The following is a 15,101-nucleotide window of genomic DNA, read 5'->3' on the forward strand; positions in this document are numbered from 1 at the left end:
TCCGAATACGATATCGACGACACCGATCCCGTTGCTGACCTACTGGCGTCGTGGGTCTTCACGGGCCCTGGCGTCTCCGACCTCTTGCCCGACGTCCAGGAGGCCGTCGACGAGGAAGCGACTCGCCTTCGCGAGCGCGTCGACGCCGGCGTCGAAGACGCCGCCATCCTCGATATCCCGATGGTGGACGCCAATTCCCACGGCCACATCCGGGGGCTCGTCCGGGAGATTGCCGACCGCAAGGGGTTCTATGACGGCAATCGTGCGGATCTCGACCGACTCACCCGCTGTCTGGAAGCAGCGCTCGCGACGACCGACCGTGGCCCGGACCCCTGCCTCGTGGCAGATGCCCTCGACAGCCTCGAATCGCGTGACAGCGTCTCTGACCGCCTCGATATCGACGCTGTCGAGACCGCGCTGGCAACGCTCCCCAGCGCAGCGATCTTCCCAACGCTGCCGCCGGCAGCCCGACGGATGCTCTCGGCACTGTTCGCGAGCACCGAGCCACTCGACCGGAAGGACCTCATCGAGATTACTTCAGAGAGTTCCTATAACCGCCATCACAAGACGTTGCGGGCGTTCTTCCTCGTGGAAGATACCGGCGAGGGCTTCGTCGCACACCTGGAGCCGTGGTGGTCGTCGACGTCATCGGTGAGCGAGCCATATCACGAGGACACTCCGTACCCGGGATCACCGGCCGGCCATCCGTCGCACATCCTGCTGGGCCCAGTCTATGACTCTGGGCTGCTGGACATCCCGCCGGATGAATACGCCGCCCTCGGATATCTCGACTACCAAGAGCTTCTCGACGAACTGGGGCTCTCGCGATGGCGCCCCATCCTGGAGGCGTTCTGTAGCGATTGCCATGAGGCAACTACCACATCGCATGCTGTGGACTCAGAGCTATCTTACTCGGACCACTCAGGGGTTCGAATCGGGCCGCCGTCGGTGACTTACGACACCGCTCAGGTATCGATTACTCAGACTGTCGCAGACGACTAACTGACGACTGTCCGTTGAATGCGTATATAACTTCCACAAGCAGTGAGACGTGTCAGCGATCGTGCTGGGGGCAGCACGTGTATCCTTCGGCTGCCGGCTTTATGGGTCAACATATCTTAATTATGGGCGAAACGTTTCCTCAAACAGAGTGGCGCTTGATTCGCTATCTACATAGACGATATCGACTTCAAGCTCGTTGGCTGCTGGTGTCTCACCGTCACGGAAATCAGCTGTCCCGCTATTCACCCGGAATTCAATCGTTTCTCCTGCCGACCAGACATCCGTCCCATCATCAGCGATGAGCTTGGTTGATCCCGACCTCTGATCGATCAAGTCATCGTTTCCATCGATATTTTCATTCAACAGCTTGGATGAAGCTGTACTCGGCAGATCCACTAACCGCGCCTCGGTATCCACACCAGGGCCAGACGCACGAACAATGATCTCGATGTTCTCGACGGCCACGCTGTCACCGGCAACGTGTGTGATCCGAACAACTTGCTGGTCACGATCGCCGCCAGCAACAAATTCACCACTTGTCTGACCGACCGATGGCGCAGGATTATCGACATCCTCTGCGAATCCAAGTACGAACGTGGCAATCGTTGCGGCTAGTATGACTGCAATTGCGACCATCAGAATAACGGAAATAACGGGTGAAACAGCTCGCTTTTCTTCCACAGGCTCACTGTTGTTCCCTCTCAAAATAAATCACTGCCTCCTCTTTTGCACCATCTGCGCGTTCACCTTCCCTGTTCAGCCTGCCATTGGTAGCTGCTGTTAAGGGTGCCGCCAGATTCAGCTAAGCTGATATTGCTCTTGAATCGTCGGCGAGACCAGCTCGTAATCAATATACTCACCGGTGAACTCAGCGTTCCAGACGAATTGGTTGGTGATGCCGTACTTGTTTCTGATATCGGCTGGTAAGCACCACTGGAGGCCGGTCTGGATGTCGACGATATCAATATCGTATGCGCCTGGCCCCAGTGTCGTTTCACAATAGTCCTGGTCGATGTGGAGTCGCACTGTCATCGACGAATCCTCGATATCACGGATGCCGAGCCGGAAGGCCCCGTCAGGTTCAGTCCCGGCCGCAGCCAGCCACTCTCTCTTGATGCTCAGGTACAGAGACGTCCCGCCGCGCTTGATCACACTCCGGCCCGCAGCCATAGTGTTGGCCATGCCAGATACTTACCGAGTAACTAGGATAAACGTATCGACCGAATCAGTCAATGGCTGTTAGATACTCTAAAATTGTATATTTACGGCATTTAGAATATCGACTCTATTTGACAGCGTACTAGTAGATATAATATCTAAGTCAGACGTTGAGACCTCTTACCAGTTGTTGTGCGTCTGGTTTTTATCTACCAGAGACGGTGGAATAGGTGAGCGATAGGCTTGCCTACTGTTCAACTTCGTATTTGTTACTTGCTGGGATCGTTGTCCCACATTTGACGCAACTAAGAGTCCCGGTAGGAGCGGTTCCGCAGACCTCACACCGCCACGTGTCCCCGACCTTGATTATGTCACCATAACAGTCGTCGGAAGTGTGTACAGTCCCAGTTCGTGTGTATCCACAGTCAGGACATTTGTATTTCCTAACCGTTACCATATTCGGGGTTATTGGATCTGCCCGAAAATACCTTATTCTACTTTTGATTTCGATGATGGCTGACCAATCCCAGTCCGGACCACTGCGCTCAGGAATAGATTCGCTGCATTCATACCAACTGATATACCAGCACATTTCTGCTATTTTGAAGCTCCGTCTGTCGACCGTTGGCTCGCCCCTTGGGTAGCCTTGGTTGTTCTCGCCGGACGAGGAATCCACACCAGCCTCGCTCACTGCTGAACCTATCGCTGTCTGCCGATTGTGCGCTATCTTTGGATTGGGGCTGACAAACTAGACAGATGCCCCATTGTGTTGCCGTCTCCGGATTCTCTCTTGGGAAGAACACAACGACGCAGAGACACCACTGCGATGGGTTTGGACTGGCCAACGACTGAAACCTCCCGTAGACATTTGTAAGCCAGCAGCTAGAGTCTCTCGTAATGCCACGCAGGTGGACAGAACAATATATGCGGGAGCGGTTTCCTGCCGAGGTTCGTGAAAAACGACTTGAGCAGGGGTTAGATCCCACACAAAAACCCACACACGAGTGGCTCCGAGAGAACGGCTATCGGCAGTTTCTTCGCCGGGCTCGTGAGCTCGGGTACACACCCGATACGTTCCTCCTTGAGGAGTGTGGATTCGATGAACGGCACAAAGAGTGGCCTTGCTCTGATGGGGAGCTGATCAGGCGTCTGGAGGACTGGCTAGCCTACCACGAGGACGTGGGTGAACGTCTCAATAGCACATCCATCGGCGACGCCCGAACCCATCTCCGGCGCATCATGGAACTGTCTGAACAGTGCATCGGAACCGGAAATCTGCTGAAGTATGGCCGTGGTGAACAGACGGTCTGTGTCCGGCGGGCAAAACACCTGATGCGAGCTCTGAAAACCGAGTTCGAGAATAGCCAGACACGATCTAACTACATCACCACGTTTCGGGACTTTCTGCACGATTCGTACAAAGATGGGTACGTTGAGCATGAGCCGATTACAGCGCTGGTCGACCGATCCGGCTGGACTGAAACGACCAACGGACCGGGATTCGCCGCGACAACTGATCTCGTGAAAGCGTATTTTGAGGCCTGTGAAACCCGTGTCGAGCAATTCCTGATACTCGCGCTGGCGGGATACGGCGTCCGACCAAGTTCGATCTGTGGGGACGAAGATCGCGATGCCTTCGTGCTCGATGCCGAGGTACCGCACATGACCTTCTCGGATGCCCGCAAGAACGGTCCGGGACAGATGCCACTGGTCATCGGTGTCGATTTCGTCCGGTCGTACTTCGAGACACTGGAGCAGGACCCATCGTATGACGGTACGATCCTCCCGAGTGACCGGTCTGCCGATGGTGCCCGGTCAGCGCAGTGGGTACGAGACAAGATCGCAGCCATCGGCGAGCGGACAGACGCAACGCTGCCAAACGGAAATAAGCCGACACCGAAGCACTTCCGGCAGTTCTGGTATACTCGTTTTATCGAAACGTACAGTGAGTGGCTCGATCGAGCCGACGATGTTGCCTCAATGCGCGGGGCTTCCTCGGGCCAAGTGGCCGCAGAGGCCTATGCCGGTGACAGTCCGTGGTTCAAACAATTCATCAGATATATGCGGCCGACGCTGGAGGCAGCCTTCCCGGCGGAGATCACACCAGCTGATGAATTGGGCAATATCGACGTCAATCCCGACCGTGGTCCGACAGGGCAGACATCGCTGCAGACGTTTGCACATACGACTGCTGCGAGCGTTCTGGGTTGGTGTTCGGTTGCTATTGGTGCTCTGACGAAAGCCCGTCTTCAGAAAGAGAAAGCAGAGTATCTGCCTGATGACTGTGAGCTTAAGATTGTACGACCACGCCGATTCGCGAAGGGTACTCTTGTCTCGATGGTCCTCATCGTTATCATGGGGATACAGATGGCTGAACAGGGTGTCTACTTCAATCCAGTAACAATGGAAGCTGGCACGCCAGCCATCCCAACACTGCAGGTTGTCGGTGGTTCAATGATTGGTGCTCTCAACACGCTGTGGGCAGATTACAAAGTCCGAATACAGGATGAGCCAGACAAACGCGGCGTGTTTGACGCACTGCCGTTCTTTGGGCCGGACGCTGAGTAAGTCTGCGGTAGCGACCTCCGGTCGCCTGTGAACTATTCGACCGAAATCAGATGTAATATCCTACCCCCGGCTTCCGCCACCGGCACCGACCTGCACACCGGTCTCGGGGGTGTCGCCAGTGTACCAGGAATCGTCGACACAGGAGTCATCGAGCACAGAAATTCGCCACTCGCCGGGCTGTTCCATTTTGACGAGGAATTGAATCTCGGTATCGGGGGTCCCATCTTCATCCAGCAGCCCACACATATCGAGTTCGTCTTTTGGAATCGTTACCATGCCGGAGTTGCCGCGAACATTGAGTTTGTTAATGCTTGGCATAAGTCTTTCACGGCCATCGCCAGTGGATAGCCATACTCCTGCTGTTCGGTGGATACGAGCGTAAAAACCACTCCCATTTTGACACCAATTCGTTGACACCTGTCAAAATGGGCTGGTGCTTTACTAGCCGTGCCAGCCGATACCGTGCTATGGTGACCTCCGTCTCCTGCCTGAATTGTGGCGAGCCAGTCAATGCACAGTACGCACGCGTGTTCGGGAACGATGATGACGAGGTCCATGCTTGTCGGAACTGTGCGACACAGGGTGCTATCTCGAACGGCGCCGCCGTCGACGCCGACCGAGACGGGACGCCGCTGGTGCACCGTCCCGACGTCGACGAGCCCGTTGAGGCTGTCTTCCACGAGGCAGAATCCGAGGAAGACTCCGAGGACTACGTCACGCTCGAGGAACCCCGCGAACAGCCGACCACCACACAGACTGGGTCAAGCACCGACCATCACGACGACGAGGCGTTTGCTGCCCTGATCGCTGAATAGCCTTCAACTCGCCTCGAACCGGGCCCTCGACAGATTGCGGTCCACTGTCGCATCGTTTCAGTGATGAGAGACGCGTGCAGCGACGATGATCTCGCCCGCTGCCCGCTCAAAGAGGAGTTCATACCCCTCAGCCGTCTCTCGCAGCGGGCTGTCTGGGAACGATCCGTCCGGATATGGGCTCGACGGCGACTCGACAATCTCCGGTTCATCGCCACCGATATCGATCAGCCCGCTTCCGGGTGCGAGGACACGCAGCTCATGGACGGCGCCATCGACTGCGGTATACTCTTCGACGATCGTGGGCTGCCCAGCCTCATCGGTCGCGACCTGGACGGCATCATCGCTCTCATCTTCAGCAGCAGACTCAGGAACACTCAGCCGGAACTGGAACTCCGGTGTCTCATGTGGATAGCCCAGGTCAGTGAACTGGAACTCGGAAAACCGGCTTTCGGTATAGCAGAGGCCATAGCCCGGTGGCCGGGACGCGAAGAGATTCTGATCTTGCTTGAGGCCTCGGAAGGGCTTGGGTGTTTCTGCCTTCGTCGTTCGATTCGGGCGCTCGCGGTTACTCAGCTCGACCCAGTAATCAAATTCCTTGAGCCAGTGATTGTGGACATCTTCCTCGTGATGGGCTGCGCCGACGAGCGACACTCCGGCTGACCGCATTTCCTTCGCGGTGTCTGACATGATCTCGACACACTCGTAGGTCCAATGGCCTGCCTCGCCACCACTCGTGGATTCCGGGGCGAGCATTCCGAATTCATCGATATAGACGGTCATCCAATTCCGGTCACCATCGCTGTCAACCCGCGTTCCGCGGAATGTCCGGGCGGCGAGAAACCCAAACCACCAGTGTACAACCGGAGTCGGCTTGTCTTCGCCCTGCGGCGTGAACTTCGGCTGTTCGGTCGTCGTATCCGGAATGGCCATTGCTCTTTCACAGCCCCGGAACAACGGATCGGGATAGACGACATTGAACGTCCCTTTCGGATGGTCCTGGAGCTGCTCGATGAGATCGAACACGTCAGTGTAGTAGCGCACCGCCCGGACCAGCTCCTCTGGAGTGGGCGCGTCGCGGTCGACAGCCTCCATCCAGCGGCCGTTGACATCAATCCCCTCTGGTAACCAGAGCGTTGTCCAGTCGCGGAGTCGACGCCAGTCTGAACTCTGCTGACGACCGTTGCGGACAATTCGCTCGCCGTTGTGTTCCATCTGGTACGTGGCAAACTGGTCGATGGCAGTGGACTTCCCGGAGCCTTTCGGGGCCTCAATGAGCGTGAGACTGGCTTTCGGACTGGTGACGGTATCTGGCCCGTCAGCTGCATCTTCGATATGGATGAGCATGTCCGGATAGACACCAGAAAGGGCTGCTCCCGTTCGTCGATAGAAGGCTTCGGGATCGAAGGCGGGAATATTGAAGCGCTGACGGATTTCGTGTGCATCAGACGGGTATTGACTCGGCGCCGGTCGACCGATGACGATGGGCTGGCCTTGCTGTGTTCGAACAGTGTAGCCGTCGCCGTCAGGATCTTCGCCTATCAACATCAGTGGGTGTGCAGCTGTGGCTGGCTGGTACCGATAGTTGCCTCGTGGCATTCTATTGTGGGCCCTCTCTCATCGGCGAGTGCCTTGCAGTGGTGCTCGAAGCTGGCTGCCGGCTTGTTCCTGTCACCAGCGACCGCAGTGCTGAGAGCCACAGTGGTCATCGCAGAATAGTTAACAGGCGACTAGAATAAATCCGTGGACTCTCATGCACGCGCTCGTCTGTGTGACGAACTCGAGCGCGTACGCCGTGGACCTCACCGGCATATCGTCTACGGTGACCCGCGCGGACCTGCCTGCTGCCACAGCCCGTTGACTCGACTGTGAGCAGTAGTCAGTACCAGATATATACGAACCCTGTCAGGTACGGTCGATGGTGGCAGAAAGAAGAGATATTGGCTGGGTAGTGACACTGACGACACTGTTGTGACGTTTTTGCGGTGAGCGGTACGCGCGCGTTTCCGGAACTGGAACGGAAGGGGGGACCCCCCAACCGCCCAGTCTCTGCATATTGACTGACCTGCTGCGTCCACTCACAGCACCCGCAGCGAGTACTACATATCAGAAGTAGAGTATAGTTCTGTTTGGGATGGTATCAGTCCCAGTCATGCGGTGCCGGAATCTACTAGGATGTTCAATCGCTATTGTCTGGTACTGATGTTCATGTCGAGGCACCACTCTGCAGACCACTCACAATGCTGGGAACGCACGCGTCGCAATCGTGTTGGAGAGAATATTGATGAGTGAGTCACGACTGAGCGATGGCGAGGGCGCTGGGGCGCTGGAGGAGTGGGTCGAACTGACGGCAACTGAGCGACGCATCCTCGTCGAGATCAGTAAGATGGAACAGGAGGACTGGGCGATGTGGGGCGGAGCAGTGATTGATGCAGTGGGCGAACAGCACCTTTCGGTGTCAGACAAACAGGTGTATCGCGTCCTTAGCAAGCTGGTTGACCGGGGGTGGCTGGTCGATTTGATACCGGACAAGCGGACGAGCCGATACGCACTCACGCCAGCTGGGCGGGACGTGCTTGAGGCAGGCCATGCAGAGCTGACAGCAGCTGTCGACGAACTCCCGGATGAACTGTTGAGTGAGCGTCGGGAGTAGTTTGCACCGAGCAGGCTTGCGTCGCCCGCTGCCTATGTAGAGAGGTCCATAGGCTTATCGCTATGGAGTTGATACCATAGGGTAGCGGATGGCGTCCTACACGACCATCGAAGACTGGCGGGATGTCAAAGACGGCTACGTCGTTGCTGTGACCATCCGGCAGGCGGACGATGAGACGTACCCATGTGGATAGGATTACAGTCTCCACCTCGGGGAGGTCGGCGGGGACACGATCCTCCGATACGACAACGCCCACGAACAGACGAAAGGGCACGAGCGCCACAGCAACGATGATGTTGAATATATCGAGTTTCCGGGGTTGCCGGCGCTCTACGACCGCTTCAAGGAGGAGATTGACGAACTCTCGCCTGTCTCGTGGAGTTGGTCAGCGTAGGACGCCTCCAGGAGGGACACACCATGGCCACACTCAAAGTCACCGTCGGAAATAGCGAGCAGATCCAGCAGCGCACTCGTAACCGAATCAAGGCCGCGCAGGACGGTGAAGACCTTGATGACGCCCAGCCAATGCTGAACTTCGACTCGTACGCAGAACTCAGTCGTCTCCTCAGTCCAAAGAATCTGGAGTTGTTGGAGGCGATCTCTGAACATGAACCGGCGAGTATCAGCGAGGCTGCTGAACTGGTCGACCGTGATTACAAGCAGGTCCACCGGAACCTCTCCGAACTGGCAGCCATCGACGTCATTGAGTTCGAAGGCGGCGGGTCGGGCCAGGCGAAGAAGCCACTGTTAGCCTACGATGGTCTCGAAATAGATATCCCGTTTACCGGTTCGAACGGGAATACCGGTACTGCTGGTCCATAGCTACTCTCTGAAATCCATAAGTATATGATATTTAATTTGAGTCTCAACTGGTGTCATTTGTTATAGCACCCAAATGTTGATTCCGATAGAGTGTCAACGCTGTCAACAAGGATGTCACATCAAGTCCGTCTTGAGGATGATGTATACGAACGGATCAAAGCGAACAAGCGTGACGACGAGTCATTCAGCGACGCTGTAGAGCGGCTTATCGGTGGGCAATCACTCAGAGACCTTCGCGGTGTGTTCGACGAGGACCAGGTGAACGAGATGCGGGACGCCATCGAACGGGCTGATCAGGACGACCGCGACGAAGTTCGGGATGTCGCGGAGCGATTCGAATGATTGTCGATACAAGCTTCATTCTGGATATCATCGACGGTGTCGAAGCGGCCTTCGAAAAGGAACGGGAACTTGAAGCAGCGAACGTTCCACTGGTGATTCCATCAATGACGGTCTTGGAATTGTACATTGGCGTCGGGAAGGTCGCGGATACCCGTGAGGAACGCCAGACTGTAGAAGCTGTGCTTGACTCGTACCCGCTGGTCGATATGACACCGAGTATCTCCCGCCGCGCTGGTCGGCTACTCGGTGAACGGATGGCCGATGCGGACGACGGTGAGGGACCAGGTATTGGCAAAGGGGATGCGGCAATCGCTGCAACCGCTCTGGAGCGTGATGAGCCTGTTCTCGCCGGCGACAGCCACTTCGGAACAATTCCGGGTGTGACCCACGAAAGCTATCGGTAGCGGCAGGTCTCACAGTTCGAGTTCTGCGAATGCCTCATCGATAACATCCTCGCTGGGGGCGTTCAGATATGGCTCGATGGCGGCGAAGGAGTCCCACCCACCGACGGCCATCACCACTCGGGGATTCATCTGCTCGTCGACGAGGAGTCGTTGGGCGAACCGTCGACGGAGATCGTGTGTACTCACCTTCTCGAAGTCCTTGTCGCCAGTCGCTTCAGCCGCCCGCGCAGCTGTCCGACGAACCACAGCACGGACGCCGGGCTGGGTCAGATCAATAAAGGAGTCCTTTGGTGCGATGTTGTGCTCGTTCTGGAAGCGCTGGAGGTCACGCTCGACCTCGGCGGGGAGGAAGGCATCGCGAGGCTTCCCACCGTTGCCGCTGGTGTCTTTCCCGGCCTGAACGCGAAGTCGATACTGACCGCTCTCAGTCTGCTTGATGTCAACGGGTCGGACCTGGGGAATCTCGAATGCGCGCAGGCCGACGAACGCACCCAGTTGGATAATGAGGTCGTCGCGCTGACTGTTGGTCGCCCGGCGGAGGTCCTCAATCTCAGCGTCTGTGAGCCAGACCTTGTGTTCGTTCCCGTCGGTGGCTTCAATACGCATTACGATTACTTTAGTTTCCGTCACTAAAGTATCTAGCGGCTGGTAGGTATGGGGCGAGACACCCCATGTGCCGAGTGAAAATCGGGGAGTCTGTTACGACTAATATGACAAGTCGTTACTCATTATCTTAGGCGTGTCTTTGAGATATGGCCGCTCGGTATGTTTACGTACTGAATAGGCGGTTCTTTTTGACAGTTCTGAAAATAATCACCTTGCGAACTGTTCTGTGACACCTTACTGGCAGTGACATCCGTGGGCCGCGCACGGCGCAAAGTCCGCGCTAGCTATCAAATATGATAATCGTGCCCATGTCGTTTTTGCAAATGTCATAAAATAGCTAAATATGTCGAGTAGTGTTCAAGAGGCAATCCAAGTCCTCCATGTTGATGATGAACCGGACTTTCAGGACCTCACTGTGGAATTTCTTGAACGCGAAGACGAGCAGTTCAGTGTCGTCGTAGCTTCTGGTGCCACCGAGGCTCTAGAAATAATCGACAACGACAAGCCAGACTGTGTCATTTCAGACTTCGATATGCCCAGAGCAGATGGACTTGAATTTCTACAAATGATTCGGATAAAGTATCCACAACTCCCGGTTGTTTTCTTCACTTCGCAGGACCGTGAGACGATTATTGGTAGTGCTATCGCCGTCGGTCCCACAGGCTATGTAAAAAAGGAGGCAACTGCTGAACAGTACGAATTTCTAGCCGAACAGATTCGCAGTACGATGTAGTGACCAAACCGCGACTTATCGGACAAGTCGTAATTACGCTAACGTCGGGATTTGGAATTAACCACGACGTTCGTTGGACGCCGTAACACGCCTCGAAAAGTGAATAAGTTACGCGCGCTCTCTATCTACCTCAACCAAATATTCAATAACAAAATCCCACTCGTCGAGATCATAGTGAATCGTTGCGACGTGGGTCTTTGGCTCATATTCGCCTGGATTGATATTTGCTCGCACTGCGTCCCATGCTGGTGTCTTGAGGTCCATTTTCTGACCGTGGTCGCTCTCATCGCGGATGTCCGGCGGTTCCGAATCAGTGGTTGAACCGAGGCTGCCAGCTTCCCTCACAACAATCTTTTCGTACCTCATACTGTCTTTACTCATCACCTTCCTTCCAGAGATAAATCTGCTCGTTTGACTCTGTTTCGACGGCGTCAATCATCGGCAGGTTGTCGGATAGTGACGCTGGATCGACCAGCGGTCATGCCGGACCAGTATTGCGACAATATGTTTAAGACTAAACAGAACCATGACGAAGTTACTAACACCAACCGGAGGCTGCATGGGTGTTCAACGACGAACCGGGTGATAACGAGACGTTCCTATATAAACTCGAACGGGAATCAGAAGTTCAGAAGCTTATCGCACACCTAAAACGGAGTAGGAAGAACTACGTTCGACGACGAGCGGCCACAATGCTGGGGAACATTGCAGAAATCTCGAACCCCAACGAGCGACGGCAGGCTGTCAAAGCACTGGTCAGCGCTGTTAAATCGGATGAGGACGACAACGTTCGCGCGGCTGCGATCGACGCGTTGTATCAGCGTGGCGAGGACGCGTTCGACTATCTGGTCGCAGAACTCGCTGAGATGGGAGGTTCAGAGGCAACTGAGCGAACCGCGACAACACTACTAACCGAGTGGCTCTCAGCTGACCGGCTTGAGTTCCGGATGGTTGCGGCGACGGCACTCGGCGAACGTGGTGCGACGGCGGCCGTTCCGAATCTGGTTCAGGCGTTAACTGATCCGTCTCCTCGTGTTCGAACGCGGGCAGCACAGGCGTGTGGGCAACTGTCAGACCCGCGAGCTGTCTCACCACTAAGTGAACGCCTCTCAGATGATCGGCAACAGGTGCAGGAAGCTGCCGCTAACGCGTTGGGTGCCATCGGGACTGATCGTGCGCTTGCAGAGTTGGTCCCCGTAACCCAGGCAGACGAGGAGGCGCTTCGACTCACTGCGGTTGATGAACTCGGACAGTTTGGCTCGGTGAAACCGGTTGTGGTCCTTGTTGATGCTCTCGATGATGACTCATCGACTGTCCAGCGGGCAGCGATGCTCTCTCTGCTAGAGTTGCTCACGACAGCCTCCCCGGAGGAACTCGAACTCATTCGCGGGACCGTTGTCGACGAACTGGCTCGAGCAGATGTCCAGGCAACAGTGCCGGCGCTACTTGATATCGCTGCAGACGGGACCCGGCGGCGGTACCGGCAGACAGCGATTTGGTTGTTGAGCCGCATTACTGGTGACCGATATCGATCCGAAGTGATTGACTGCCTGCTCTCGGCTCTAGACAAGCCCGACGAGGAAACCGCACAGCTAGCCGAAGCAGTGCTCCCAGAGCTACGGAGTCCCGAGTTAGAGAAGCGCCTCCGGGTGTATCTTAGCCGTGAACGTGGATCCGAAGAGGCACGGAGCCGCGCTCAAGCAGTTCTTGATGAGATATGCGACGGCTCCTCGGGAGAACTTGTGACAACGGGTGTCGACTATACATATGTCGACAGTCCGGCCGACTACACGAACCAGCACAGTTCGCGTGACTGACTGCACCTCTTATACGGTCCTAAATCGTGAACCCTTTGCCCGAATCTGCAGGTCGAACAGTTCCTTGAGTACGTTGATTTCTGATTCGGGCTGTCCGTTCGGATTCAGGTAGTAGTGGGTGAGCGCATCCATGTTTGCCAGCCGAGAGTTTAAGACGTGAACGAACTTGAATGCCGTCTCAGTGTCGAATAAACGAAGTAGTTCGCTGAGAATATCAAATCCAACGGTTAGTCGCGAGTTGCTTGTTTGTTGTTCGTCCAAGACACGAACGAGCGTCTCACCAAGTTCGGTCATGCTTACTCCCTTATCCAAGATAGCGATGTCAAGTGGAGCCGCCTCCAGATCAATATCCGTAACATCGGCAAACGGCTGTGCTTTGGTCGTGAGGATCGTCGTCCAGGCTGGCCAGGATTGAAGCGCGTTGTCAAGAAATCGAACGCGCTCTGCTGGGTTATTAGTGACAAAAACTGCGACGTCTGCCGGCGATGTGAAATGCACGCGGGCGTTGTCGGCGCCTGCAGTTTCTAGTGGTGAGAGAATCAGGATATTGCCGACCCGATCAATCCGGTCGGCCACATGAACACCAGAGTCGATGAGTGCGGAGACGTGTTTGAACAGGTGATTTTTGAATTTGGCAAGCCCCTCGTCGGCGTCGTAGCTCTGACTGGTCTGGTTGCAGTACGGGCAGTCCCACCTGAGGCTGAACTCGTCCGATTCAACGGTGTGTTTGTAATGGGAGAGTAAGTGGGATTTTACTGCATCCACGAGTTCTGACTGCTTCGACGACCAGACTGTGAACTTACACTCCCGACACTGCCACTGATGGACCATTCGGGTAGGGTATAATTCACTTCGAGTCAGAAATAAACTTATCTATACGTTCTCTGCTGTGATCTAACCAAACGTAATGAGGGCGATACAGTCGATTAATTCGCCGACTGCTACTCAGCGCAAAGCGGTGGGCAAATATGGTGGTGTGGAAATCTATGGCTTATTGAATAGACTGCTCTATTGATCGCTCAGCTTTTCGCCGAAACACTCTAGGAAATCCGGCTAGTCATCTTGACATATACGGCTATGACTGATCCCGATTCACAGACCCCGATGCACGAGTGCCAAGCCGATCTCGTCGTCGCACTCGACCTAGATGACTTCTCGCCGGACGCCTATACGTCGGCATCGTATCTCGAAGCGGCCCTCGAGGCTGGCGTCACCGTTGTCGATCTCGCCACCGCCCACGATGTCTCGAAGCGCTCCATCTACCGCGTGCTGGACCGCCACGACATCGACTACGAAACGCCACCCAAAAACGGCCCTGCCCGCCGGCTCTGGAACGCCCATCCCGATTCGGTGCCCGGTGATGACTGATGGGCGCGACCGACACAGCTGCGACCGTCGACGCTGGTGTGGAGCCGTCGCTTGTCGACACGATCAAGAACATCGAGGAGGGTGATCTTCTCGTCGTCAACGGTACGTCACGAACTTGGGATGTCACGGATGTCGCTAACCGCACCATTGAGGGCCCGAACGACGCTCGTGAGTCCAAGCGCGTGTGTCGACTGTCCTGTGGCGAGTCGGTGTTGGGCTTGGAGCTTGTTGCGTATCCGGACCACTACACAGCGTCGTTACACGCTCCTGCGGTCGAGGACTGGACTGAAGAGAGCCAGTCGTTCGATGTCCACGATGTCACCATCCTCTCGCAGGACATCCCGTGGGTGGTCGTGACTGGTGGCGCAGACAAGTATCACTTCCCGGACCCACAGGCAGCTGCGTTCGGTGAAGCGCGACCGGCTTGTGGCGGTGGCAATCAGAGCGCGACATATCGTATCGTCCGCTCGAATACTGTTCGGCCTACATACGCTGGCTGCAAAGATTGTCTGCGCCGCGAGAAACCCGTCGCACTCGACCACGTCACCTGTCCGTCCTGTTCACGGTCGATCTGTCACGGCATTCTTCGAGGCAGTGCGGTGGGGGCCGTCGACGGGCTGTCGATCACGTGCCCACACTGTGACTTCGACGGCGTGATCAATGTCGATGTGGCCAGCGGCTTCGCCGGCGTGGACGATCCGACGACGTGACCCACGGTGACTGCTGACTCACAGCCGTTGAGCCGGTAAACTCTATATTGCTATATCGAATATCTGTAGACTAGAGACAGATTGCATATCTGGATACAAAATCTAG

The 15,101-nt window shown here is 55.8% G+C and carries 17 protein-coding genes and 2 pseudogenes; 12 read left to right on the forward strand and 7 right to left on the reverse strand.

The window, feature by feature from the left end; genetic code table 11:
* Window positions 1-1,002, forward strand: a pseudogene (locus G9463_RS10020) (aminotransferase); the annotation flags it as partial.
* A gap of 120 nt (window positions 1,003-1,122) precedes the next feature.
* Here G9463_RS10020 and G9463_RS10025 read toward each other — a convergent pair.
* Window positions 1,123-1,638: a type IV pilin gene (locus G9463_RS10025; RefSeq protein WP_011222255.1), complete on the reverse strand. Its 516-nt coding sequence runs from the start codon at window positions 1,636-1,638 to the stop codon at window positions 1,123-1,125.
* Between the two features lie 162 nt (window positions 1,639-1,800).
* Entirely contained in the window at window positions 1,801-2,184 is a 384-nt protein-coding gene (locus G9463_RS10030; RefSeq protein ID WP_165896615.1) for a hypothetical protein, read from the reverse strand.
* Between the two features lie 873 nt (window positions 2,185-3,057).
* Between G9463_RS10030 and G9463_RS24000 the strand changes: the two genes are divergently transcribed.
* A complete protein-coding gene (locus tag G9463_RS24000; protein WP_240150006.1) occupies window positions 3,058-4,728 on the forward strand; it encodes a hypothetical protein in 1,671 nt (556 codons plus the stop codon).
* Window positions 4,729-4,788: 60 nt separating this feature from the next.
* On the opposite strand, the gene G9463_RS10045 is transcribed toward G9463_RS24000, so the two are convergent.
* On the reverse strand, window positions 4,789-5,046 hold the full coding sequence (locus G9463_RS10045; RefSeq protein WP_165896616.1) for a hypothetical protein: 258 nt from the start codon (window positions 5,044-5,046) through the stop codon (window positions 4,789-4,791).
* Window positions 5,047-5,195: 149 nt separating this feature from the next.
* On the opposite strand from G9463_RS10045, the gene G9463_RS10050 reads away from it, so the two are divergent.
* Window positions 5,196-5,543: a hypothetical protein gene (locus tag G9463_RS10050; RefSeq protein WP_165896617.1), complete on the forward strand. Its 348-nt coding sequence runs from the start codon at window positions 5,196-5,198 to the stop codon at window positions 5,541-5,543.
* Window positions 5,544-5,600: 57 nt separating this feature from the next.
* Here G9463_RS10050 and G9463_RS10055 read toward each other — a convergent pair whose 3' ends face one another.
* Window positions 5,601-7,139, reverse strand: coding sequence for a hypothetical protein (locus tag G9463_RS10055; protein WP_011222249.1), 1,539 nt, complete (start codon window positions 7,137-7,139; stop codon window positions 5,601-5,603).
* Window positions 7,140-7,824: 685 nt separating this feature from the next.
* On the opposite strand from G9463_RS10055, the gene G9463_RS10060 reads away from it, so the two are divergent.
* The 5 genes and pseudogenes from G9463_RS10060 (at window position 7,825) to G9463_RS10080 (ending at window position 9,761) form a co-directional block, all read left to right on the forward strand.
* On the forward strand, window positions 7,825-8,193 hold the full coding sequence (locus G9463_RS10060; protein ID WP_165896618.1) for a helix-turn-helix transcriptional regulator: 369 nt from the start codon (window positions 7,825-7,827) through the stop codon (window positions 8,191-8,193).
* Window positions 8,194-8,281: 88 nt separating this feature from the next.
* Window positions 8,282-8,587: pseudogene (locus G9463_RS24485) on the forward strand (DUF6516 family protein).
* Between the two features lie 23 nt (window positions 8,588-8,610).
* Complete coding sequence (locus G9463_RS10070; protein WP_004966318.1) at window positions 8,611-9,015, forward strand: transcriptional regulator; 405 nt, start codon at window positions 8,611-8,613, stop codon at window positions 9,013-9,015.
* Between the two features lie 111 nt (window positions 9,016-9,126).
* Window positions 9,127-9,357: an antitoxin VapB family protein gene (locus G9463_RS10075; protein ID WP_004966319.1), complete on the forward strand. Its 231-nt coding sequence runs from the start codon at window positions 9,127-9,129 to the stop codon at window positions 9,355-9,357.
* Window positions 9,354-9,761, forward strand: coding sequence for a PIN domain-containing protein (locus tag G9463_RS10080; RefSeq protein ID WP_165896619.1), 408 nt, complete (start codon window positions 9,354-9,356; stop codon window positions 9,759-9,761). The genes G9463_RS10075 and G9463_RS10080 overlap by 4 nt, the downstream gene beginning before the upstream one ends.
* 9 nt (window positions 9,762-9,770) lie before the next feature.
* Here the strand turns inward: G9463_RS10080 and G9463_RS10085 are convergent, their stop codons facing one another.
* On the reverse strand, window positions 9,771-10,367 hold the full coding sequence (locus tag G9463_RS10085) for a site-specific integrase (protein ID WP_165896620.1): 597 nt from the start codon (window positions 10,365-10,367) through the stop codon (window positions 9,771-9,773).
* Between the two features lie 343 nt (window positions 10,368-10,710).
* Here G9463_RS10085 and G9463_RS10090 point away from each other — a divergent pair, with 343 nt between their 5' ends.
* Window positions 10,711-11,100 carry a response regulator gene (locus G9463_RS10090; protein ID WP_121304867.1) on the forward strand — a complete coding sequence of 130 codons (390 nt, stop codon included), beginning with the start codon at window positions 10,711-10,713 and terminating at the stop codon, window positions 11,098-11,100.
* 108 nt (window positions 11,101-11,208) lie between these two features.
* Here G9463_RS10090 and G9463_RS10095 read toward each other — a convergent pair whose 3' ends face one another.
* Window positions 11,209-11,466: a hypothetical protein gene (locus G9463_RS10095; protein ID WP_004966323.1), complete on the reverse strand. Its 258-nt coding sequence runs from the start codon at window positions 11,464-11,466 to the stop codon at window positions 11,209-11,211.
* 197 nt (window positions 11,467-11,663) lie between these two features.
* On the opposite strand from G9463_RS10095, the gene G9463_RS10100 reads away from it, so the two are divergent.
* On the forward strand, window positions 11,664-12,917 hold the full coding sequence (locus tag G9463_RS10100; protein WP_165896621.1) for a HEAT repeat domain-containing protein: 1,254 nt from the start codon (window positions 11,664-11,666) through the stop codon (window positions 12,915-12,917).
* 9 nt (window positions 12,918-12,926) lie between these two features.
* Here G9463_RS10100 and G9463_RS10105 read toward each other — a convergent pair whose 3' ends face one another.
* Window positions 12,927-13,748 (reverse strand): hypothetical protein, encoded by an 822-nt coding sequence (locus G9463_RS10105; RefSeq protein WP_007189738.1) that lies wholly within the window; start codon window positions 13,746-13,748, stop codon window positions 12,927-12,929.
* Between the two features lie 246 nt (window positions 13,749-13,994).
* Between G9463_RS10105 and G9463_RS10110 the strand changes: the two genes are divergently transcribed.
* Together G9463_RS10110 and G9463_RS10115 are read left to right on the forward strand one after the other, a co-directional pair.
* Window positions 13,995-14,285 (forward strand): hypothetical protein, encoded by a 291-nt coding sequence (locus G9463_RS10110; protein WP_011222239.1) that lies wholly within the window; start codon window positions 13,995-13,997, stop codon window positions 14,283-14,285.
* Window positions 14,285-14,995: a hypothetical protein gene (locus G9463_RS10115; RefSeq protein ID WP_004966329.1), complete on the forward strand. Its 711-nt coding sequence runs from the start codon at window positions 14,285-14,287 to the stop codon at window positions 14,993-14,995. The genes G9463_RS10110 and G9463_RS10115 overlap by 1 nt, the downstream gene beginning before the upstream one ends.
* Window positions 14,996-15,101: the final 106 nt, after the last annotated feature.

The organism is Haloarcula sp. JP-Z28 (assembly GCF_011440255.1).
Lineage (GTDB): Archaea > Halobacteriota > Halobacteria > Halobacteriales > Haloarculaceae > Haloarcula > Haloarcula marismortui.